Here is a 22,137-nt window from a genome sequence, read left to right as displayed (position 1 = left end):
TATTATTGTGTATGAGTAATTTATATAAAATTAAATGATATATATCCATTAAACAAGGGTGTTTACACGGTATTTTTTGCGTAATACCCGCACAAGCTTTATTATATAAAAAATATGATTGTCCTGTGCAAAGTTGTCATTAAGGACAATGAACGCATATTTTATTGTTTTTTTGGAAATTTTGACAATGTTTATAAAGAGATTTTACCCCCACTTATCCTTAGTAAAATTGAACTTCTCATATAAACCTATAACTAAAAATGTAAGGTTCACGTAAAAGTCTATTAATAAATGCAATTATAGATTAACGCTATTAAAACCTGATTAGTAGAACTTTAATGGTTAAACCAAACAACTTGATAGGATCTGTGATAACACGAGGTGTTAAATATTTTTTCACTATCATTTTACTTACAATATCTGCTTGTTTATTTGCCCAGAATCAACAATTACATTTTGATCATCTTGGGACAGAAAACGGCCTTTCCGAGCTAAATCCAAATTGCATATTGCAAGATGGCCGCGGATTTATCTGGATAGGTACTGCCGATGGGTTGAACCGCTATGACGGATATAAGTTTAAAATATTCAGAAACGATGTTAAAGATATTACTACTATCGGTAATAATTTCATTCAGGATATTATTGAAGATAAAAGCGGTAATATTTGGGTTGCCACAGTTGGGGGCGGTTTAAATAAATACGACAGAAATACTAATCGGTTTCATCGTTACCTGCATAACGAAAAAGATAAGAATAGTCTGTCAAGTAATTTTATCAGTAAGGTAGCACTTGACGGTTCGGGTAAATTATGGGTTGCTACGCAAAGGAGTGGCTTGAACCTGTTCGACCCTAAAACTGGTAAGAGTGTACATTATCTTAATAGCAGTGATCCAAAAAGCATTGCAGATAATGATATCATAACTGTTTACAGAGATCATAATAATGATGTATGGGTAGGGACAATGAGCAACGGTCTTAGCCTGTTTGATCGCGAAAACAATAATTTCGTTAATTTCAAAAATATTCCAACTGATAAGGAATCAATATCCGGGAATAAAGTAACCGCCATTTTTGAGGACAGTAAACACCGCCTGTGGATAGGTACACAAGAAACAGGATTAAACCTTTATAATGCAGGCACAGGCAAGTTCAGACATTTTGTAAATGATCCAAATAACAGTAGTTCGTTAGTAAACAATAGTATACAAAGTATTGCTGAGGATGACGATCATAATTTATGGATAGGAACTGAGAATGGTGGCTTGAGTATATACTATCCGGCGTGGGAGCAATTCTCCAGTTTTTATCATGATGACGTTGACAATACCACTTTAACCAGCAATTCAGTAGATGTAATTCTAAAGGACAAGAACGGCAATATGTGGCTTGGTGTTTATGCCGGGGGTATTAACCTGTATAAGAAAAATAAAAGCGATTTTATGCACTATAAGCATAACTCGCTGCCTTATAGCCTTTCAAATGATTTTGTACTCGGCCTTTTTGAAGACAAAAATTATAACATATGGATAGGCACGGACGGCGGTGGATTAAACTTGTTTAATCTCAAGTCGGGTAAGTTTACAGCTTACAAGCATAAGGACTCTGATAAAAATAGTATATCAGGTAATAATATACTTGAGATCAAGGCAGACGATCAAAATAACATATGGATAGGTACATGGGGTAATGGCGTAAATATAATGAACCCCGTTACCCGAACCTTTAAGGCTTTTAAACATAACCCGGCTGACCCGAATAGTTTAAGCGGAGATAACATTTATGCCATAGCACAAACATCCGATAAAAGGATATGGCTTGGTTCTTTTGGGGATGGTTTAAATTTGTACCAACCACAAACCAATAGCTTTATTCATTATAAAAATGATGAAAATGATCCTAAAAGTATCAGTAGTGACAGGATCAATGCCCTGTTAAGTGATAAAGAAGGAAATTTGTGGATCGGTACAGACAATGCCGGTATGGATCTTTTTGATGCGAAAACGAACACATTTGTACGTTTTCCGCATAATGATAAAAAGAATAGTATCAGTAACAATACGGTTCTTGATCTGATGCAGGATCATCTTGGCAAAATATGGATATGTACATTGGGGGGGCTTGACCGTTTTGATCCGGTAACCCGTCGCTTTACCATATTTAAAACAAAGGATGGTTTGCCTAATGATTATACGCAAGCCATATTAGAAGATGATAAGGGACAATTATGGATAAGTACCAACAATGGGATATCCATGTATGATCCCCAAACGAATAAATTTAAAAACTTTACGATAGAAGACGGTTTGCAAGCGGATGAGTTTAAACAACATTCAGCTTTGAGAAGCAGTACAGGAGCCTTCTATTTTGGTGGGGTAAATGGTTTTAATTCATTTTTTCCGGAGGAAGTATTCCAGGGTGCATATAATCCGCCGCTTGTTTTTACGGATTTCCAGATATTTAACAATAGTGTAGAAGTTGCAAAAAACGATAGTGATGATTCGCCGTTAAAACAGGATATTTCCGAGACAAAATCTATTACATTAACACATGATCAATCGGTTATTTCATTTGAATATGCATCCTTAGATTATTTGTCGCCAACTAAAAAGAAATATGCCTATATAATGGAAGGCTTTGATAAAGGGTGGAATTATGTAGGGAACAAAAATATAGCAGCTTATACTAATATTCCTCCCGGTGATTACGTGTTCAAGGTTAAAAGCCAGAATAGTTCGGGGCAATGGTCTCCACAGATTTTAAGCATAGAGGTTACAGTTGTACCACCGTTTTGGCTTACGTGGTGGTTCGAGTTTTCGGTTGCTGTATTTGTGGTATTATGTATTTATCGCATCTATATGTATCGGGTTCAAAGTATCATCAGGCAAAAGGCGAAACTGGAGCATGAGGTAAAGGAACGTACCACGGTAATAGTGCGCCAGACTGAAGAAATGCAATTACAATCTGAAAATCTGCAGGCCTTGAACGAGGAATTGCAGGCCCAATCAGAAGAATTGCAGACAGTTAATGATGAATTGCTGGCACAGTCAGAGGAATTACAGGCTCTGAACGAGGAATTGCAGGCACAATCAGAAGAACTTCAGGATCAGAAAAATCAGGAATACCAGGCCAGACAAGAGGCTGATAAAGCCAACCAGGCTAAAAGTATTTTCCTGGCAACTATGAGTCATGAGATCAGGACGCCAATGAATGGTGTGATAGGGATGGCTTCGTTACTTTCGGAAACTAACCTGACAAGCGAGCAACGCGAGTATACCGAAACTATAGTCAATTGCGGCGACAGCCTTATTAATGTAATCAACGATATCCTGGATTTCTCGAAAATAGAATCAGGTAAAATGGATATTGAGGAAGAGGATTTTGATTTGCGCCAGAACATTGAAGAGATAATGGATATATTCTCGCAAAAGGCTGCAGAGCAACATCTTGATCTTATATACCAGATCGATTTTAACCTGCCACGTTATGTAATAGGGGATAGCCTTCGTCTTAAACAGGTGATCATCAATCTGATCAATAATGCAATAAAATTCACGTCACAGGGTGAAGTATTTATAAAAGTATTTTTATCCAGTATTGTCTCCAGTAATGAAATAGCGGTTGGTTTTAGCGTTAAAGATACTGGTATAGGTATTCCAGAGGATAAACTTTCAACTTTATTCCAGGCATTTTCACAGGTTGATTCGTCTACCACCCGCAAATATGGCGGTTCAGGTTTAGGGTTAATTATTAGTGAGCGCCTGGTTAAATTGATGGGTGGTAATGTGTGGGTTGAAAGTAAAGTGGGTGAAGGGTCGACTTTTAACTTCACAATACAGGCTAAAACAAGCACTAAATCTGCTCCTGAAACACCGTTATTACATAGTATTTCAAATATCAAAGGGAAGCGGATACTGATAGTTGACGACAACAAAACCAACCTGGTGATTTTAAAAACCCAATTGGAGCAGTGGAATCTTATGCCTGTAACCTGTACTTCTGCACATGAGGCTATAAAAATCCTGACTGAGGATACAGGTTTCGACCTGGTTATTTCTGACATGGAGATGCCCGATATGGATGGGGCAGGCCTGGCAAGTGTAATTAAGAATATGCCTAATCCGGTTCCCGTTATTATTTTAAGCTCGATAGGTGATACAAGCCGCAAAAAATATCCTGGCTTGTTCTCGGCTGTACTCATAAAACCGGTAAAACAGAATCAGCTATTAAAGAGTATTTATGCTGAACTGGGTGATCTGAGGGAAGCCATACAGGTAGAAGAAAAACCAGGCAATGTTCTTGATGTCAATTTTGCAGAGCAGTATCCGATAGATATCCTGATAGCGGAAGATAATCCTGTCAATCAAATGCTTATAATGCGCATATTGGCCAAACTAGGTTATAAAACCATAATTGTCAATAATGGACTTGAGGCATTGCAGAAGGTTTCAGAACAAACATTTGATGTGGTATTGATGGATGTTCAAATGCCTGAAATGGATGGGTTTGAAGCCACAAGAAATATCCGCCAACTTGGTATAGAACAGCCTTACATTGTTGCAATGACAGCAAATGCACTTGCGGAAGATCGTGAAATATGTCTGAAGCAGGGTATGGATAATTATGTTTCCAAGCCCATGAAACTAGAGCTCCTGGTTTCTGTTTTAAAGGAAGCACATGCTATCAAAAGAGGTTCAATATACTCAAAGATCTGATTATTCCATTTTCCACTGTAGCCATTAGCTTATCGAATTGATTATTAGATACAATTCAGTTAAAGTAACTTTACACTTTTTTTATTTTTATATTAAAAAACTGTAACAAAAGAGTTACTTTGGAGCTTTTAAAGACCAATGATGAACCTTCATCGCTAACAAAGCCGGATATTATAATGAAAAAAATTTACACATTTTTGATGTGCCTTGCCATATTGCATGCGGCTAAAGCACAGGATAATAAACTAATAAAAGCGAGTATGAACAAGGTAAGACTTGAGTTTATGCTTGATGCTGAAGGAAAGCCGGTTTATTCGGTTTATTATGGCGAAAAACCGGTTATTAAACCCTCTGCTTTGGGTTTTACTTTAGCTAATGACAGTGCCTTTGATAAACATTTTGAGCTAACTGGGTCTGAGCAAACTTCAGTAGATGAGACCTGGAAACCGGTTTGGGGCGAAGTAAGCAGTATTCGTAATCATTATCAGCAGGTAACTATTCACCTGAAGCAAAAAGATAGCCCAAATAGGCTGATGAATATTGTTTTCAGGGTATTTGAGTATGGCGTGGGTTTTCGTTATGAATTTCCAAAGCAACCTAATCTGAAATATTTTGTGGTTTCGAACGAGTTGACGGGATTTAACATGGCAGGCGATCACAAGACTTTTTGGATACCGGGCGATTATGATACTAATGAATATCCATATACCACTTCAAAAATAAGCGAGATCGATAATAGACAACTGGTAGCTTCATCAACTGATATAGCAGTAAGAGTAGCTCCTGATGCTTATGCCGTGCAGACGCCGTTAATGATGAAAACAGCCGATGGCTTGTATATCAATATACATGAAGCTGGATTGGTGAACTTTCCAGCCATGCAATTGCATGTTGATCGAAGCAATTATCAGCTTACTGCTAGTTTGGTGCCAGCTCCTACAGGCAATAAGGCCTATGTACACGCCCCTTTTAAAAGTCCGTGGCGTACTATTATTGTGACTGATAATGCTGCGGATATATTAACCTCAAAATTGATCCTGAATCTCAATGATCCATCAAAAATTGAAAATACATCATGGATAAAGCCAATGAAATTTGTGGGGGTTTGGTGGGAAATGCAAACTGGTAAGGGTACCTGGAATTATTCAAACGATGCTGATTCGCTCGATGCAAAAGGTCAACTTATACCTAATGGCACACACAGTGCTAATACAGCTAACGTGAAAAAGTATATTGATTTTGCTGCAGCTAATGGTATTCAAGGTGTTTTGGTAGAAGGATGGAATGTGGGCTGGGAAGATTGGTTCGGTAACTGGAAAGAAAACGTTTTCAGCTTTGTTACCCCATATCCTGATTTTGATGTAAAGGAACTAACGCAATACGCTGGATCAAAAGGCGTACACATAATCATGCATAACGAAACGTCCGGCTCGGCTACCGACTATGAGCGTCAGATGGATACAGCTTATCGCTTTATGAATAAGTATGGCTATACTTCTGTAAAAACGGGTTATGTAGGCAAAATCATCCCCCGTGGCGAACATCATGATGGGCAATGGATGGTGCAGCATTATGTCCGCGTAGCGCAAAAAGCAGCTGATTATCATGTCATGTTGGATGCTCATGAACCTGTAAGGCCTACGGGATTACAACGCACCTATCCAAATTGGATGGCTAGCGAAGCAGGCAGGGGTAATGAGTATAATGCATTTAGTACCGGAAGCAAACCAGAGCATGAAACCATTATGCCATTTACACGCTTAATGGGCGGACCAATGGACTATACTCCGGGGATATTTAGAATAAAAGGTTATAGTAACGTTCCAGATAGACAGGTACATACTACTTTAGCCAAACAGCTGGCGTTATATATCACTATATATAGCCCTTTGCAAATGGCTGCTGACCTGCCCGAAAATTATGAAAAGCATATGGATGCTTTCCAGTTTATAAAAGATGTAGCCGTTGATTGGGACGACACAAAGATACTGGAAGCAGAGCCGGGTGATTATATCACCATAGCCCGTAAAGCAAAAGGGACATCAGACTGGTTTATAGGTGCAGTCACAGATGAAAACAATCGTGATGAAAGCCTGAGCCTAAACTTTTTGGATAAGGGTAAAAAATATGTAGCAATAATTTATGCCGATGCAGATAATGCTGATTGGAAAGAAAATCCGGAAGCATACCAGATCAAAAAATACCTGGTAGATGCGAACACAAAGTTAAACCTGAAATTAGCCAAAGGCGGCGGGGCCGCAGTTAGCATAAAACCAGCTACTTCTGAAGATAAAGGATTAAAGCTTTATAAATAAAGGTACTCTTTTCAAGTTCAGCGTTATTCCAGACGGAGTGATAATGGGGAATTAATTAAATTTAACCACCTCAAAATTAGAGGCTGCAATTGTGCCAAGTCTCTGCAAGTCATCATTATTCCAGCGTTCATCCGGTGCACCGCTGATATACATATTGCTGCCGATGTCTGCTAATATCAGGCCATATTTTTTCATGGCGGTTAATATAATTTGAAGATTGGCAGAGTAACCGCTTATATCAAAGTTTGCTTTCAAGCGTATTTTTGCTCCGAAAGGTAAGGAGCATTGTCCGCCGCTGCTATTTACGCTATGCCGGGCAGGAGATATGTATGCCGGCTTTACATTTTGCGATTGCAATGTGAATCAGATAGCATGATTTCAAGTTTTTCTTGTACAAGGGATAGGTCATCCCAATAGATCCAATGCGGGTTCAGATGCAGGCCACCGAATTTGAGGTAAAATACGAGGTATGGATTCTCAGGAAATATACCAACGCACAAACTTTTAGCTTTTTGATCCTTAAGCCAGGTTAATAGTTTCTTTAACAGCGCACTGCCAATTCCTTTGCGCTGTTCGTCTTTTAGAACATAAAAGCTCTGTATTTCTGCATCTTTATCATAACGGGTGGTCAAATGCCCGGCGATAAAGCCTACTATCTGTTTATCCTTTATTGCTTTAAAAACAATACGTGGTAGCTTAGCGCTTACTGGTGATTCGCCATCAAAATACGTATGCCAGCGGTAAGTACGAATTTCAGGATCAATAGCAATGGCGTCCATATGCTCAGAGAAAGATTGTAATTTGCTTTCAATCTCAACCCTGGCCAATGCATTAATATCTGCCGGTGATGCAACTTCTATACGGATCATTTGTTGAACTTTAGGTTATAAATCAGATCGGTTTGGCTAATTCATATTCAAATTATGCCCTGCTTTTTGCACGATCACTTTTATGGCTTCTGCTATAAATTTTTTGCCCCCGGCATCCGGGTTTACTTTTGTATATCCCTCATATAATTCATAACTAACGCCACCGTGGCCATCATTTTTAGCATTTAGCTTTCTTTCATCGTTCTGATATTCTAAATAACCATCCCGAGAAATACTGCTGATCGCCGTTTCGTCATTATTGAAAGCAATATGCCCTGCATATTCTATCTTAATAAGATGATTGTTTGTGTTCTCTACTATAGTTGTGTGCTTTCGGCCAAAGCTGCAGGCAGCCAATAATGCAATACCCGCTACTAGAATAGCGATTCCTGATTTTTCCATATCGTTTCTTTTGATGGTCATTTAATAATTAGCAAAACAAACTTATGTAAAATATTAGTACTATCCAATACATAGTACTATAAATTATAAAATAAATTCACCAGGGAATATTTATATATGTGTCATTTTAACACAATCTGAAAATAATACTTATTTTAGACCGACCATTTTTATTAAAGACCATGAGAAAAACAGGTTTCGTTTTACTGGCAGTTATGCTTGTGTCCAGCATTAATGTGTTTGCGCAAGACCAGGTGAAAATTGCCAACGGTACATTAGAAGGTACTACTAACTCGGCTACAGGTATCCGTAGTTTTAAAGGTATTCCGTTTGCAGCCCCTCCGGTAGGAGATTTGCGCTGGAAAGAACCACAGCCTGTGCAAAACTGGACAGGCGTGCGTAAAGCAGACCATTTTGGCAATAATGCTATGCAAAAGAATGTATTTGGCGATATGATGTTCCGTTCAGCCGGTATGAGTGAAGATTGCTTATATCTGAATGTATGGACGCCCGCAAAATCATCCAAAGAAAAATTACCGGTATTGGTTTACTTTTATGGAGGTGGATTTGTTGCCGGTGATGGCTCTGAATCGCGCTATGATGGCGAAAGCATGGCTCAAAAAGGCATTGTAACGCTTACTGTAAACTACAGACTGGGTGTATTCGGTTTTCTTTCGCACCCTGAATTAACAGCCGAGTCTCCCCATCATGCATCAGGTGATTATGGATTGTTAGATCAGTATGCAGCTTTAGAATGGGTGAAAAAGAACATTTCCGCCTTTGGCGGTGATCCGGATAAGGTGACTATTGCGGGTGAGTCAGCAGGTTCAATAGCAGTATGTGCACAAATGGCATCACCTTTATCCAAAAACCTGATCGCAGGTGCTATCGGTGAAAGCGGCGGTATGATCAACCCGACATTACCAGCTATCCCACTGGCTGACGGTGAAAAGAACGGTGTTGCCTTCGCTCAAAAAGTAAATGCATCTTCATTAGCTGCATTGAGGGCTATTCCGGCAGATCAGTTATTAGAGTTGGCATCAAAACAAGGTAATCCACCTATGTCGCCAACGGTTGATGGCTATTTTTTAACAAAAACGCCAGCCGAGGTATTTGCAACAGGAGAACAAGCTAAGGTACCTTTATTAGTAGGTTGGAATTCAGCAGAAGTTCCTTACCAGGCATTAATGTGGGGCGATTTGCCGACACCAGAAAATTATCTGAAAAAATTAAAGTCATTATATAATGATAAGGCAGATGAAGTATTAAAATTATATCCCGGCTCAACCCAGGACGAAGTAATCAAATCAGCAACTGAGCTGGGCAGCGACCGTTTTATCGTTTACAGCACCTGGAAATGGGCCGATCTTGCCGCGCAAACCGGAGGAAAGTCAGTGTATACCTATGTTTTTGGAAAACCCCGTCCGCCAATGGTGGCAGCTATGGGCAATGCTAAGGCTGGTTTAGCAGGTGGTGTAATAAAAGACGGAACTGATGATGCAAAGAGCAAAGCACCAGCTCCATACACAGGAGCGTCTCACGCCTCTGAAATAGAGTATGCTATGGGCAACCTGGCTGGCAATAAGGTTTATGATTGGAAACCGGAGGATTACAAAGTTTCGGCAACAATGGAGGATTATTTCGCCAACTTTATCAAAACGGGCAACCCCAACGGCAATGGGCTTACTGAATGGAAAGCCAATAAAGGAAGCGTAACACAAAGTATAAACATCAACGTGGAAACTAAACTGGAGCCGGTTGCTACAGCGCGGTATCAATTTCTTGATCAGATTTATACAAAGAAATAACACAGAAACCCTAACTGTTATATATATACAAAAGCTGTCTTATACATTTTAAGACGGCTTTTTTTATAGGGTTATATTACTCCCGGGATTTTATAGATTTGTTCCCGGCTGAAATAACTGCTAATGGATTTTAAAACACCTGAACTTCGTACTGTAAATGTAACACGCTATGTAACTCCACTGCGCGAAGGCGGTTCGTTGCCTGCTATAGCCGGGGCGGATGATGACTTCCTCTATGTGATCAAATTCCGTGGTGCGGGGCAGGGGGTGAAGGCGTTAATAGCCGAACTGATCGGTGGTGAAATAGCCCGTGCATTAGGTTTAAAAATACCAGAGATTGTGTTTGCCAATTTGGATACAGCCTTCGGTCGCACTGAGCCTGATGAAGAAATACAGGATCTGTTAAAAGCAAGCGTAGGTCTTAACCTGGGATTACATTATCTATCAGGAGCTATTACTTTCGACCCGGCAGTTACAATTGTCGATGCAAAACTGGCTTCGCAGATAGTTTGGCTGGATTGCCTGCTTACTAATGTTGACCGGACTCCGCGAAATACCAATATGCTCACCTGGAATAAGGAGCTTTGGTTGATAGATCACGGTGCTGCATTATATTTTCACCATTCGTGGGATAACTGGAAGGAGCAGGCCGTTCGTCCGTTTTTACAGGTGAAGGATCATGTTTTATTATCCAAAGCAACAGAATTGGAAACAGTAGATGCAGAATTTAAATCCATTTTAACAGCTGAGCTCATCCATTCTATCGTTTCACTGGTCCCGGATGAGTGGATAAAAGGGGAGTGGCTGGAAGATCCTGATGAAGTGCGATCAGTTTACACACAATTTTTAGAAACACGTTTAGCGGCATCAGCTATTTTTGTAGAGGAGGCAAAACATGCAAGAGAATAACTTATTTGAGTATGCCGTTATCCGCGTGGTGCCGCAGGTGGAGCGCGAGGAATTCCTGAATGTTGGGGTGATACTTTATTGCCCTAAACTCAAATTTCTGCAATGCATGTGTGCAGTAGATGAGGCACGCCTCTGTTCTTTTTCAAATAAAATTGATATTGATGATCTGAAAGGTCACCTGTATTCCTACGCTCAAATTTGCCATGGTAGTAAAGATGGCGGGCCGATAGCTCAGTTGGATATGCCGTCGCGCTTTAGATGGCTTACTGCAACGCGCAGTACAGTGGTGCAAAGTTCAAAAGTACACCCGGGTTTATGTATTGATCCGCTTGAAACACTTGAAAAATTATACGCCCAGCTGGTGCTTTAACCGGAAGGTGTTCACGTTCACAACAACGTGAACGCTAATAAATATTTATGAACGTCCTGTTTATCAGTTAATTATGTTGTTGGTGGTACTGACAAAATAGTGTCACCACTGCCCGTGCGTTAAGTACTTATACCTATTTCAGGTCAGGCTAGCCTATAAAAAATTGCTGACTGAGGATCTTGCCTTCTTTTACTTTGTAAACACAGAGCTCATCAACGTCCATATGCCCTTGTCCTTTAACATCGAATGACATTTTTAGACTTAAAGTAAAGTAGCTGCCCGCAATAATTGGTTCGGATAAACTAATCTTGTGAATAGTGGTGACGCGCGATAAAAAATCTTTCTCACGCTCCAATAAGGTGGTCAGTCCTTTTAAAGGCTGACCACTTGTATTTAGCGGGTCGATACTTTCGGCATCTTCTGAAAATAGTAGCTGGTAGGCTTCAACAAACTTTTGTTCGCTGAGCATTTCTTTTAAACGGTTGGCAATTTCGTGGATAGTGAACATGAATAGAAAACCACGGTGGATGGTTATTGTTTTCTCATTTTGTCATTGCGAGCGTAGCGTGGCAATCGCGAACTTTGCATCTTCGCCCTGTATGGTATGCGATTGCTTCGTCGCTCACTCCTCGCAATGACAAAAGAACATTACACAGCTATGCTGTCAATACCTTTTTGCAACGCAGTTTCTTTCAGATCAGGCATACTGGCACCCTCTACCCTGAAAGTCGTAATATCAGTCAGGCCTATAAATCCAAGAACTGCTCTCAGGTAGGGTTCCGCAAAATCATAAGATTTCATCGGCCCATCCGAATAAACGGCGCCTGATGCGATAGCAAGATAAACCTTTTTACCCTTTACCAAACCTTCAGGCTGACCGGTTTGATAGGAAAATGTTTTGCCTGCGCGAACAAGATGATCCAGCCATGCCTTGAGTGCAGAAGGGATATTGAAATTGTAGATCGGTACGCCAATCACAATTATATCGGCTTCCAATAGTTCCTGAATGGCCTCGTTAGAATGTTGAGTTGCTTCCTTATATTCCTTTGTATCGTTTTCAGCAGGCGCAAAGAAAGCGTTTAAGTGCGATTCTTCCAGGTGCGGATAATGCCGCTCAACAAGGTCGCGCAATTTAACCGTGCTTCCAGGATATTGTTCAGTCAATTTTTCAATAATTGCATTTGCCAATTGTGTGCTGTTTGAGGCTGCGCCCCTTGCACTGGATATAACATTTAGTATCTTTTTCATTTTTGATTTTTTATAATAGAGTTATCAGATTAAGCGGTTTTTAAAAGCTGATTTTGTTTATGATAAGTGAAATAGGAAACCAGCATCAACACCAGGAATATTACTGGCATCACACGGTAATTAACCGGGTCGCCTGAAGCGGTGTGCGCAATAAAGGCCGATATAAAGGTGATCACAAAGCCGGCATAAACCCATTCTTTGATCTTTGCAGATACTGGTGCGATCAGCAGGATAGCACCTAAAACTTTTCCGATAGCCAGTTCAACCCTGAAATAATCCGGGTAACCCAAATGGTGGAATGCTTGCACCATCGCATCCTGTGTTAAATAAGCATAGGCCGAATAGAACATCATTAAGCCGACTATAGCTGTTGTTATCCAATAAGTAATTTTAATTGCTTTCATTATTTTATTTTTTGATAAGACAAAACTATGTACATTTGCTTATAAAAAGTTAGTACTATACAAAAGGTTAGTAGTAACCTTTTGTATAGTGGAACTGTAATCAAGTATAAGATCATGGGACATATTCATTCAAAAGAGGAGTGCACAAGGGCATTAACCGGTATAGGTGATGCACTTTATGTTGTTGGAGGCAAATGGAAACTGAGGGTCGTTATTGCTCTTAAAAGTGGAAATAAGCGTTTTAATGAACTGCAGCGTACCATCACCGGTATTTCGGCAAGAGTATTATCACACGAACTGAGGGAATTGGAAATGAATGGTTTTATAAAGCGGAACGTTTTTACCCAAACCCCTGTGATCGTGGAGTACGAACTGACAGAGTACAGCAATTCACTCGACACTGTTTTAACGGCCTTAAGTGAATGGGGTATTATGCACAGGGAAAAGATCAGGCAGGAGAGATCGGTAGCACAACCGGTTGAGATGGCGGAATGATCTGTATTTTTCCTCAACTTAACGTAACACCCAACTCCAGCGCCTTTTTATATTTTTTCTTGTTGAAGGTATAAAGAAAAGGCGCCCTGTGCGGCCCGATGTTTCGTTTCTCGTTAAGTTTGGTGATCAATCCAAGAAATGCCATCTTCTTTGGGAAATTTCTTATGTCCAGTTTTTTACCAAGAATGGTTTCATACACGGCGTGTATTTCAGTGAGCGTAAACTTCTCAGGCAACAGGTTTTGGGCGATCGGCTGATAATATAATTGTGACCGCAAAACTTGCAACGCATTTTTCACCATTTGGTTATGATCGAACAATAATGAAGGAATTTTATCGATATCGTACCAGTCACATGAACGGTCCATGAATCCTGGCTGCGGTTTCGACAGTGAAAAATCTGTTATAGCGTAATAACCGATAGAGATCGTCTGATCTATCAACCAGCTTGATTTTAGTTTTGTCAACACGGTATCCTTTGCAAACCTGTCCAAATCAAAATCATTGAATTTTACACGGTCAGGGCCTCCGAATGTTTTGTATTGCTGCAGATATAAACCCTTTATAGATGTTCTTTCCTCAACGATCCTGCTGGCGGCTTCATCCATAGTCTCGGTTCGTTTTATATACCCTCCGGGCAGGCAAAGCCCGTCAAGGCCTTCAAACTGCGATAGTAAGATTTTCAGCCGGTGGTCATGATAACCGAATATGGCACAGTCTATACATACGTGCGGAATATAGGTTTTATACCCGTTTACTATAAAATCTTCAAACTCTTCCAATGCATTCATAAGCTACAAAAATAATTAAAAATTTCTATTTGATAAATTTTACCAAATAGAAATTTTTTACCTACATTCGCTAAATTGTAAATTTTACCAAATAGAAATTCTTTTAAATATTATAAACACAAAATTGTACTAGTATGAGCAAATCTATTCAATTCCCGATTTCTTTGCCGTTTTTTAAACCAGCCGGCGTGCTATTTTTCTGCTTGCTTTTATCGGCGTCAGTATTCGCGCAAAGTAAACGCGACACGACGAGCTATATCCAGACAGTAGATATCAAAACAGGAAAAATCGATACGGTATTAATCGCTAAAGGTGATTATGAAGCGCCCAACTGGCATCCTGACAATTACCTTGTCCTCAACTTTAGAGGCAAAATGTACAAGCTGGACCTTGCTGCCAAAGCGTTAACCGAAATTAATACCGGGTCAATTAATCAAAACATGGATGACCACGGGCTTTCACCGGACGGCAAATGGATAGCAATAACCAGTTTCGATATGAGCAACCCTTCACAAAAAGGTTATAAATTTTCTATTTCTATCGTACCTGCCGCAGGCGGGCAACCGAGGAAAATAATAACATCCCAGGATCTTTCTTTTTGGCATGGATGGAGCCCTGACGGCAAGACATTGGCCTATTGCGGAGGGGACTTTAGTAACCTGGATGTTTACACAATACCGGTGGAAGGCGGCACTCCGAAAAGACTAACTGAAACCCCGGGGTTAGACGACGGACCCGATTACTCTCCTGATGGCAAGTATATCTATTTCCATTCGTACCGTACCGGACATATGCAAATTTGGCGGATGCACCCCGATGGCTCGCAACCGGAGCAAATGACCTTTGATGAAAATGCCAACTGGTTTCCCCATCCGTCACCCAATAATAAATGGATCGCTTATATTGCCTATACTACTGACGAAAAGCAAAATCATCCATTTGGTAAAAATGTCAAACTCCGTTTGATGGATCTCAAAACAAAAGCTATCAAAGATATAACGCCTGTATTTTACGGCGGCGCGGGCACCATCAACACGCCGTCGTGGAGCCCTGACAATAAAAAGATTGCTTTTGTAAGCTATTCGGTTAACTAATGTTAAAAGTAAAGGTGCAGGCCTTAACAAGCCCTGCGTTATTGCTGCCTTTAAAAATTAAAAAAACTCAACAGAATTGATATGAACAGGAAAACGTTTTTACGACAAACCGGCATGATTGCCGCAGCAGGCATGCTGTACCCGTCGCTTAGCCGCGCTGTAGATTTTATTATGCCCAAGAACGGTGATGCTATTGGTCTGCAGTTGTACACTGTTGGCGCCTTGATGGACGCCGACACCAAAGGCACGCTGCAAAAGCTGGCGGCAATTGGTTATAGGAACCTGGAAAGTGCCAGTGGCTCAAAAGGTCTTTACTATGGATATAAACCCAGGGAATTTGCCAGTATGGTAAAAGACATGGGAATGACCTGGCGCAGCGAACATGTGGGAGGAGTGCCTTTTACCTTACCCACGTTGATGAAACTTGCCACTAACGCGAAAGACTCCGCCCAAATAAAGAAGTATGCACCCATGATTGAGCACATGCCCAAATCGGCTAACCTGCAGGACAATGCCCGGCAATTAGCCGACGAAGCAGCGGAGGGTGGACTGGAATACCTTGTATGTGCAGCAATACCAACAAAAACGATGGACGATGTTAAAATTGCGGTAGATGTGTTTGGCAAAGCTGGAGAAGCATGCAAGAAAGCCGGAGTGCAATTTGCGTTTCACAATCACAGTTTTGAATTTGTGCCGATAAACGGGGTATTGCCTTATGATTACATAATGGCCAATACCGACAAAGATTTGGTAAAGAGCGAACTTGACCTTGGCTGGGCAACTGTTGCCGGGCATAACCCTCTCGAGATATTTAAGAAATACCACGGCCGTATACCGCTTTGGCATGTGAAGGATATAGACAAAACCACAAAAGAGCCCGCAGAAATCGGCAGCGGCTATATTGATTTTAAACCAATTTTTGATGCCAGGCATACATCGGGCATGAAATACTTTTTTATTGAGCAGGACGGGCCGCCAAAGCCAATGGAAAATGTTACTAACGACTACAACAATTTGAAAAAAATGCTATCGTAGCAACAATTATTTCAGGTCCATGTTGGTGTTGTCACCTGTCGTGTTGGGAAGATGGCCAAAACAGGGAGTTGTCATTCTGAGCGAGAGTGAAGAATCTTCTTCATCAAGATTTTACGGTGAAAAGTATAGCGCATACTTAGTAAACGCAGAAGATTCTTCACTCCGTTCAGAATGACAAAATGAATAGTGTTGTGTAATGCCCCTCATATGTTAATTCTTGTTAAATAGTGTTAAATAGCTGTTAATCAGCAATTGTTGAGTTTTTTTAGTATCGTCATTAGTATACATTTGATATACTAAAACCCGACATCATGCTGAAAAACTATTTAAAAATTGCCTGGCGCAACCTGCTTCGTCACAAAGCTTTTTCCTTCATTAATATCGGAGGCCTGTCTATAGGTATTACAGCCTGCTTGCTCATTTCATTTTATGTCAACTACCAGCTAAGCTTTGATACTTATCACGCCAAGAAAGATAGGATAGTTCGTATTACCAATATGATGCGTACCCCCGAGAGTGATAATGTCACTATCGCTTTAACGCCAACACTTTTAGCAACAGCCTTAAATCATAATTACCCCGAGGTAGAAACGGCAATTCGTTTTGAGCCGGAACAAGCGGTTATGAAAGTAAATGATCAGTTATTCAAAGAGGAATTTGTCTATAAAACCGATGCGAACCTGTTTAATGTGTTTGATTACCAATTGAAGGAGGGCGATCCCGCGCGGGCTTTAACAGATCCGCATAGCATAGTAATTACCGAATCATTGGCTAAAAAGTATTTTGGTATTAACAGCGCAATGGGTGAAAATATAACTTGCAATAAAGTGCTTTATCGCGTATCGGGTATATTGGCGGATCTGCCCGAAAACTCGGACCTGAAAATAAATGCCCTGTTACCCGGCGATTTTTCAAAGGTCAAAAACTGGATGGACGATGACTTCGCTGTATACACTTTCGTGCTTTTCAGGCAAAAACCTGATTATGCAGCCCTTGCCAATAAACTGGCCATCATATCAAAAAAGGATATTCAGCCCGAATTAAATAAAATGGGCGCCGTAAAGTATTCCATGAAATTTAATATTGAACCATTAAAAGATGTACATTTTATAAGCAGTAACCTGGGCGATACCGTAAAGGGCGACAAACAACTGGTTTATATCTTCTCGGTACTGGCAATGGTGATATTAGTTATTGCCTTGCTGAACTACATTAACCTGTCCACCGCACGCGCTACGGAAAGGTCCAAAGAGGTTGGTGTACGTAAGGTGAACGGAGCGTTGCAATCAAGCCTTATAAGACAGTTCCTGTTCGAATCGTTTTTTGTAACACTTATTGCTTTGTTTATCGCCATTGCATTAATGTTTGCAATACTGCCATTTTTAAACGGCCTGCTGCAAACCAATATATGGCCCTCATGGTCAAACTATAGTTTCTGGATCATTTGCGTTATAGTTTTGGCATCATCATTATTAACCGGACTTTATCCGGCTTTTGTGCTATCAGCCTTTCAACCTATAACAGCGTTGAAGGGAAATATTAAATATGGGACTAAAGGGCTAACCCTGCGAAAGGTAATTACCGTAACACAATTTGCTGCAGCAACGGTAATGATAGCCGGGGCTTTTATCATGAACCGGCAAATAAACTTTGTACAGCATAAGTCGCTGGGTTATGTACAAAACCGGGTAATGGAGATTTCGCTGCCCGATGATTCTGTGGCTTTGCTTCGTGTAAATTCGTTTAATAATGCTTTGCGACAATTGAGCCAGGTGAAAGGTACGGCGGTTCAAACCGGGCTATCGGCTGCCAATAATGGCGAAACGCCAAAAGCCACTACCATGCTGACCGCAAACGGAGTGAAAAGGGAATTAATGTCGAATTACTTTTCTGTGGATGAGAAATTTATGCCCTTGCTGGATATGAAACTGGCGGGCGGAAGAAATTTTTCTAAAGATATAACCACTGACAAAAAAGAGGGTTTTATAGTGAACGAGGCTTTTGTACAGCAAGTAGGGTGGAAAAATCCTGTTGGCCAGGCTATTGAAGGTTTTGATCATAAGGGGTATGTGATAGGAGTGGTCAAAAATTTTCATTATGCCTCTATGCATAACCCAATTGCACCATTGGTTATGGTTTATACTTCCATGAAAGCTACTTCTATTTTGGTAAAGATCGATCCCAATGATCTTAACTTAGTGAAAAGTACCTGGCATAGCTATTTCCCTGATACGCCTTTTACTTATTCCTTTTTGGACGATGTGTTCAATAAAGTTTATCAAAAAGATATCACCAGCATTAAACTGTTTAACTACTTTACTATCCTGTCCATTTTACTATCATGTCTGGGTTTGTATGGTCTGGCATATTTAATGGCTACACAGCGTACAAAAGAAATAGGCATACGCAAAGTATTAGGTGCGGCACTAGGCCAATTATTGGTATTACTGGCTAAAGACTTTGTAAAACTGATTGCCATTGCCGCTATTTTAGCCATACCTGTAACCTTGCTCATCATGAACAAGTGGTTAACCTCTTACGCCTATCACATTACTATCAGCTGGTGGTTATTGCTGATGCCGGTATTTGCGATATTGATGATCGCGATATTGGTGATTAGTTATCAAACTATAAAAGTTGCGATTACCAACCCCGTTAAAAGCCTAAAAAGCGAATAACTCACCTACACTGGTTTGCATCCTGAAACTTACGAAGTCTTAAAAACTTCGTAAGTTTATCCTGAGCCTCACACCAAAGTAAACTTGAGCCTCACACCAAAACTCACCTTGCATTTTCGTTGCACCTTTGTTATGTAATTAACAAATCGAAAAAATGAAGAAAGTAATATTGGTTACCGGCGCTTCTGCCGGTATAGGTAAAGAGTTTGCAAAAGAACTATTGAAAGATGGGCATATCGTATACGGTGCTGCCCGTAAGGTGGAGAAAATGGAAGATATTCGGATGCTTGGCGTAAAGATCCTGCAAATGGATGTGACCGACGAGGATTCAATGGTAAAGGGTGTTAACACTATTCTAAAGGCCGAAGGCAGGATAGATGTGCTCATCAACAATGCCGGATTTGGTTCATACGGATCAATAGAGGATGTGCCTATTAGCGATGCCCGGTACCAACTGGAAGTAAATGTATTTGGCGCCGCACGATTGATACAATTGGTGTTGCCCGCAATGCGTAATCATAATTGGGGACGAATCATCAACATTTCATCTATTGGTGGTAAAATAACTACACCGCTGGGCGGATGGTACCACGCCAGTAAATTTGCGTTGGAAGGACTGAGCGATAGCTTGCGCAACGAAGTAAAACAATTTGGGATCGATGTAGTAGTGATAGAACCGGGCGGTATAAAATCTGAATGGGCAAGTATTGCCGCAGATAACCTGATGAAAAACTCCAAAGGCTTAGTTTACGGACAGCTAACCCAAAAGTTTGCCACCTCACTTAAAAATACAGAGGCCCAAAATGCCGAACCCGGAGTGATTGTTGACCTGGTGCGTAAAGCTATCGAGGCCAAACAACCTAAAACAAGATATCACGGCGGATACATGGCAGGTACAGCCTTATTTATGCGCAAAATTCTTCCGGACCGCTTATTTGATAAAATGCTGATGATGCAGTTGAAGTAATCAATTATATTTAAGCTCATTTATGATGGAAGATAAAAGCCATATCTTATATAACAACCTGCTTTATTCCTGCGTTGATCAAAAACAGCGCGGTAATGAGCAGTTTATTGCCGAACATGCCCTGGGATATATTATTTCCGGCGAAACACAGTTGTTCACTAATGAAGGAACAAAAATATTTAAAGCTGGCAGCATCGGCCTCATCCGCCGAAACCAACTGATCAAATCAATAAAAGTTCCTCCGCCGAATGGTGGAGAATTCAGATCTGTTAATATATTTCTCGACCAGGGATTTTTGCGCAATTACAGTGCAGAAAACAAATTGGAGCCAGTTGGAAAATATACCGGCAATTACATTCGCATATTAGCAGATGATCCATTCATAAAAGGTTATTTTGATTCGCTTATGCCTTATTTCGATCCGGCTGCGATATTACCCAACGCACCCCTGGCCGATCTGAAAACAAAAGAAGCGGTCGAGCTATTGTTAAGACTTGATCCCAATCTGAAGGATTTTCTTTTCGATTTTAGCGAGCCTTATAAGATCGACCTCGAAGCCTATATGAACAAGCATTATATGTTCAACGTACCCACAGCTCAATTTGCCCAGCTCACCGGCCGCAGCCTGGCTAGCTTTAAAAGAGATTTCGAGAAGATATTTCAAACATCTCCCGGTCAATGGCTACAACAAAAACGGCTTTCAGAAGCGCATTATCTCATCAGTCAAAAAGGCCGTAAACCATCAGAAGTTTACCTGGATGTTGGATTTGAAAACCTCTCACATTTTTCTTATTCCTTTAAAAAAGCTTATGGGGTAGCACCGTCAATGATTTGAGAATTTCATGTATAAATCATTGAAATAGCTTGAAATATCAAATTTTATCAGGAGGCACCTATGGAGCCCAAATATCCTTATTGTGTTTTCTATAAACAGGGTATTCCTAACGGAATAAAAACTAAATTGCCAATCAGCTCCGTATTCTAGGTTTACCATATATCCAAATTAATTTAAAATTGCTTTTTTTCAGGCTGATCGTTTGTAGTTATCCACATACATTTCACCTCTTTTTACTAAGGAGAACATTCGGAGGATCAGCTTGAATTTAACATTGTTTAATACCAGTGGATAGCATTTGTTTTTGAACTTTCTTTCGGCATATGCTTTGAGTTCAAGGTCATGCGCTATCGCTGTTTTTGCAGCTTGATTCAACTCCTGTTTCAGTTCCTTATTTGCAAGTTTACTGACCCTTGTGCGGCCTTTGACACTTGTTCCCGATTTATGACCAAATGGAAGCACACCCACATACACTGCGTACGTTCTTGCATCCGGGAAACTGGTAAAGTTTTCGGTATAAGCGATGGTCATCCATGCATTTATTTTACCGATGCCCTTGATGCTGGTTATTATCCGGTAGTTTAACAACATAGCGTCATTGGCTTTAACTATTTCCATTATCTGTTTCTCCACCTGGTTTATGTACACCGTGTTTGATTTCATTTTTGCCTTACTAACACGGGTAATTGTATCGGCTGTCTTTATCTCGTACATGTGCTGGCGCTCGCTTAATGTGCTTTGCAAGCCCGCATTTTCCCGTACCAATCGTTTACGAAAAGATAAGAGCTGTTTAAGTATCAGGATGGTTTTATCCAACGGCCTTGAAGGCTCAATGTCTTTTATCCTTTGTTCACCATATTTGCTGATACGAAAGGAGTCGGCCTCATCACTTTTCCCCCTGGTCATACCCATGGAGTTTTTTATTTCAAGTCCAGGCACCCTGCAATATGAAATAGAAAAAGCCTCGCAAAATTGAATGAACCTGTATTCATAACCACCCGTGTATTCCATCACTATCAGGGTTTCTTGCAAATCGATGTTATGAGTTTTACACCACTTCTGAAATACCTTGAACCCCGCAGAACAATTGTCGATTTTGATGTGCTGCCCAAGCTCGTAACTACTTACGTCCAGTGTCAACTTCGACACATCCACCCCCAGAATAACATTCCACTTTCTCATACGTTTATAATTTAAGTTTAT

19 protein-coding genes are annotated in these 22,137 nt (G+C 40.4%); 11 read left to right on the top strand and 8 right to left on the bottom strand.

All coding sequences use genetic code 11. The features are described from left to right. The first annotated feature begins 356 nt into the window (after window positions 1–356). Both ACPPVU_RS19295 and ACPPVU_RS19290 read left to right on the top strand, forming a co-directional pair. Entirely contained in the window at window positions 357–4,715 is a 4,359-nt protein-coding gene (locus ACPPVU_RS19295) for a two-component regulator propeller domain-containing protein (protein ID WP_426668295.1), read from the top strand. A 176-nt stretch (window positions 4,716–4,891) separates the two neighbouring features. After that, complete coding sequence (locus ACPPVU_RS19290; protein WP_426668294.1) at window positions 4,892–7,030, top strand: glycoside hydrolase family 97 protein; 2,139 nt, start codon at window positions 4,892–4,894, stop codon at window positions 7,028–7,030. A gap of 51 nt (window positions 7,031–7,081) precedes the next feature. On the opposite strand, the gene ACPPVU_RS19285 is transcribed toward ACPPVU_RS19290, so the two are convergent. The 3 genes from ACPPVU_RS19285 to ACPPVU_RS19275 all read right to left on the bottom strand — a co-directional run bounded on the left by ACPPVU_RS19285 (window position 7,082) and on the right by ACPPVU_RS19275 (window position 8,301). After that, window positions 7,082–7,225: a hypothetical protein gene (locus ACPPVU_RS19285; RefSeq protein WP_426668293.1), complete on the bottom strand. Its 144-nt coding sequence runs from the start codon at window positions 7,223–7,225 to the stop codon at window positions 7,082–7,084. Window positions 7,226–7,368: 143 nt separating this feature from the next. Beyond that, window positions 7,369–7,899 carry an N-acetyltransferase family protein gene (locus ACPPVU_RS19280; RefSeq protein WP_426668292.1) on the bottom strand — a complete coding sequence of 177 codons (531 nt, stop codon included), beginning with the start codon at window positions 7,897–7,899 and terminating at the stop codon, window positions 7,369–7,371. A gap of 36 nt (window positions 7,900–7,935) precedes the next feature. Next, entirely contained in the window at window positions 7,936–8,301 is a 366-nt protein-coding gene (locus ACPPVU_RS19275; protein ID WP_426668291.1) for a hypothetical protein, read from the bottom strand. A gap of 182 nt (window positions 8,302–8,483) precedes the next feature. Between ACPPVU_RS19275 and ACPPVU_RS19270 the strand changes: the two genes are divergently transcribed. From ACPPVU_RS19270 to ACPPVU_RS19260, 3 genes are all read left to right on the top strand, one after another. Beyond that, the gene (locus tag ACPPVU_RS19270) at window positions 8,484–10,109 is read left to right on the top strand and encodes a carboxylesterase/lipase family protein (protein ID WP_426668290.1); all 1,626 of its coding nucleotides are present in this window, start codon (window positions 8,484–8,486) and stop codon (window positions 10,107–10,109) included. Window positions 10,110–10,232: 123 nt separating this feature from the next. Continuing rightward, the gene (locus tag ACPPVU_RS19265; RefSeq protein WP_426668288.1) at window positions 10,233–11,018 is read left to right on the top strand and encodes a HipA family kinase; all 786 of its coding nucleotides are present in this window, start codon (window positions 10,233–10,235) and stop codon (window positions 11,016–11,018) included. Continuing rightward, the gene (locus ACPPVU_RS19260) at window positions 11,005–11,388 is read left to right on the top strand and encodes a DUF3037 domain-containing protein (protein WP_426668287.1); all 384 of its coding nucleotides are present in this window, start codon (window positions 11,005–11,007) and stop codon (window positions 11,386–11,388) included. Before ACPPVU_RS19265 ends, ACPPVU_RS19260 begins: the two co-directional genes overlap by 14 nt. A 148-nt stretch (window positions 11,389–11,536) precedes the next feature. Here ACPPVU_RS19260 and ACPPVU_RS19255 read toward each other — a convergent pair whose 3' ends face one another. The 3 genes from ACPPVU_RS19255 to ACPPVU_RS19245 all read right to left on the bottom strand — a co-directional run bounded on the left by ACPPVU_RS19255 (window position 11,537) and on the right by ACPPVU_RS19245 (window position 13,040). Beyond that, window positions 11,537–11,896: a SnoaL-like domain-containing protein gene (locus ACPPVU_RS19255; protein WP_426668286.1), complete on the bottom strand. Its 360-nt coding sequence runs from the start codon at window positions 11,894–11,896 to the stop codon at window positions 11,537–11,539. A 140-nt stretch (window positions 11,897–12,036) separates the two neighbouring features. Further along, the gene (locus ACPPVU_RS19250) at window positions 12,037–12,636 is read right to left on the bottom strand and encodes an FMN-dependent NADH-azoreductase (protein WP_426668285.1); all 600 of its coding nucleotides are present in this window, start codon (window positions 12,634–12,636) and stop codon (window positions 12,037–12,039) included. 29 nt (window positions 12,637–12,665) lie between these two features. Continuing rightward, complete coding sequence (locus ACPPVU_RS19245) at window positions 12,666–13,040, bottom strand: DoxX family protein (protein ID WP_426668284.1); 375 nt, start codon at window positions 13,038–13,040, stop codon at window positions 12,666–12,668. 114 nt (window positions 13,041–13,154) lie between these two features. On the opposite strand from ACPPVU_RS19245, the gene ACPPVU_RS19240 reads away from it, so the two are divergent. After that, window positions 13,155–13,535 (top strand): winged helix-turn-helix transcriptional regulator, encoded by a 381-nt coding sequence (locus ACPPVU_RS19240; protein WP_426668282.1) that lies wholly within the window; start codon window positions 13,155–13,157, stop codon window positions 13,533–13,535. Between the two features lie 13 nt (window positions 13,536–13,548). Here ACPPVU_RS19240 and ACPPVU_RS19235 read toward each other — a convergent pair whose 3' ends face one another. Next, complete coding sequence (locus tag ACPPVU_RS19235) at window positions 13,549–14,325, bottom strand: NUDIX hydrolase (RefSeq protein WP_426668281.1); 777 nt, start codon at window positions 14,323–14,325, stop codon at window positions 13,549–13,551. Between the two features lie 134 nt (window positions 14,326–14,459). Between ACPPVU_RS19235 and ACPPVU_RS19230 the strand changes: the two genes are divergently transcribed. The 5 genes from ACPPVU_RS19230 (at window position 14,460) to ACPPVU_RS19210 (ending at window position 20,934) form a co-directional block, all read left to right on the top strand. Continuing rightward, window positions 14,460–15,419: a TolB family protein gene (locus ACPPVU_RS19230; protein WP_426668279.1), complete on the top strand. Its 960-nt coding sequence runs from the start codon at window positions 14,460–14,462 to the stop codon at window positions 15,417–15,419. Window positions 15,420–15,500: 81 nt separating this feature from the next. Then, entirely contained in the window at window positions 15,501–16,454 is a 954-nt protein-coding gene (locus ACPPVU_RS19225) for a sugar phosphate isomerase/epimerase family protein (protein WP_426668277.1), read from the top strand. A 311-nt stretch (window positions 16,455–16,765) separates the two neighbouring features. Further along, entirely contained in the window at window positions 16,766–19,132 is a 2,367-nt protein-coding gene (locus ACPPVU_RS19220; protein WP_426668275.1) for an ABC transporter permease, read from the top strand. A gap of 154 nt (window positions 19,133–19,286) precedes the next feature. Then, the gene (locus tag ACPPVU_RS19215) at window positions 19,287–20,099 is read left to right on the top strand and encodes an oxidoreductase (RefSeq protein ID WP_426668273.1); all 813 of its coding nucleotides are present in this window, start codon (window positions 19,287–19,289) and stop codon (window positions 20,097–20,099) included. 22 nt (window positions 20,100–20,121) lie between these two features. Beyond that, window positions 20,122–20,934, top strand: a complete 813-nt coding sequence (locus ACPPVU_RS19210; protein WP_426668272.1) for a helix-turn-helix domain-containing protein — start codon at window positions 20,122–20,124, stop codon at window positions 20,932–20,934. Between the two features lie 189 nt (window positions 20,935–21,123). On the opposite strand, the gene ACPPVU_RS19205 is transcribed toward ACPPVU_RS19210, so the two are convergent. Further along, complete coding sequence (locus tag ACPPVU_RS19205) at window positions 21,124–22,116, bottom strand: IS110 family transposase (protein WP_426668270.1); 993 nt, start codon at window positions 22,114–22,116, stop codon at window positions 21,124–21,126. Window positions 22,117–22,137 lie beyond the last annotated feature (21 nt).

The organism is Mucilaginibacter sp. McL0603, from assembly GCF_049992945.1.
Classification (GTDB): Bacteria; Bacteroidota; Bacteroidia; order Sphingobacteriales; family Sphingobacteriaceae; genus Mucilaginibacter.
This window is presented reverse-complemented; position numbering and strand designations above follow the sequence as displayed.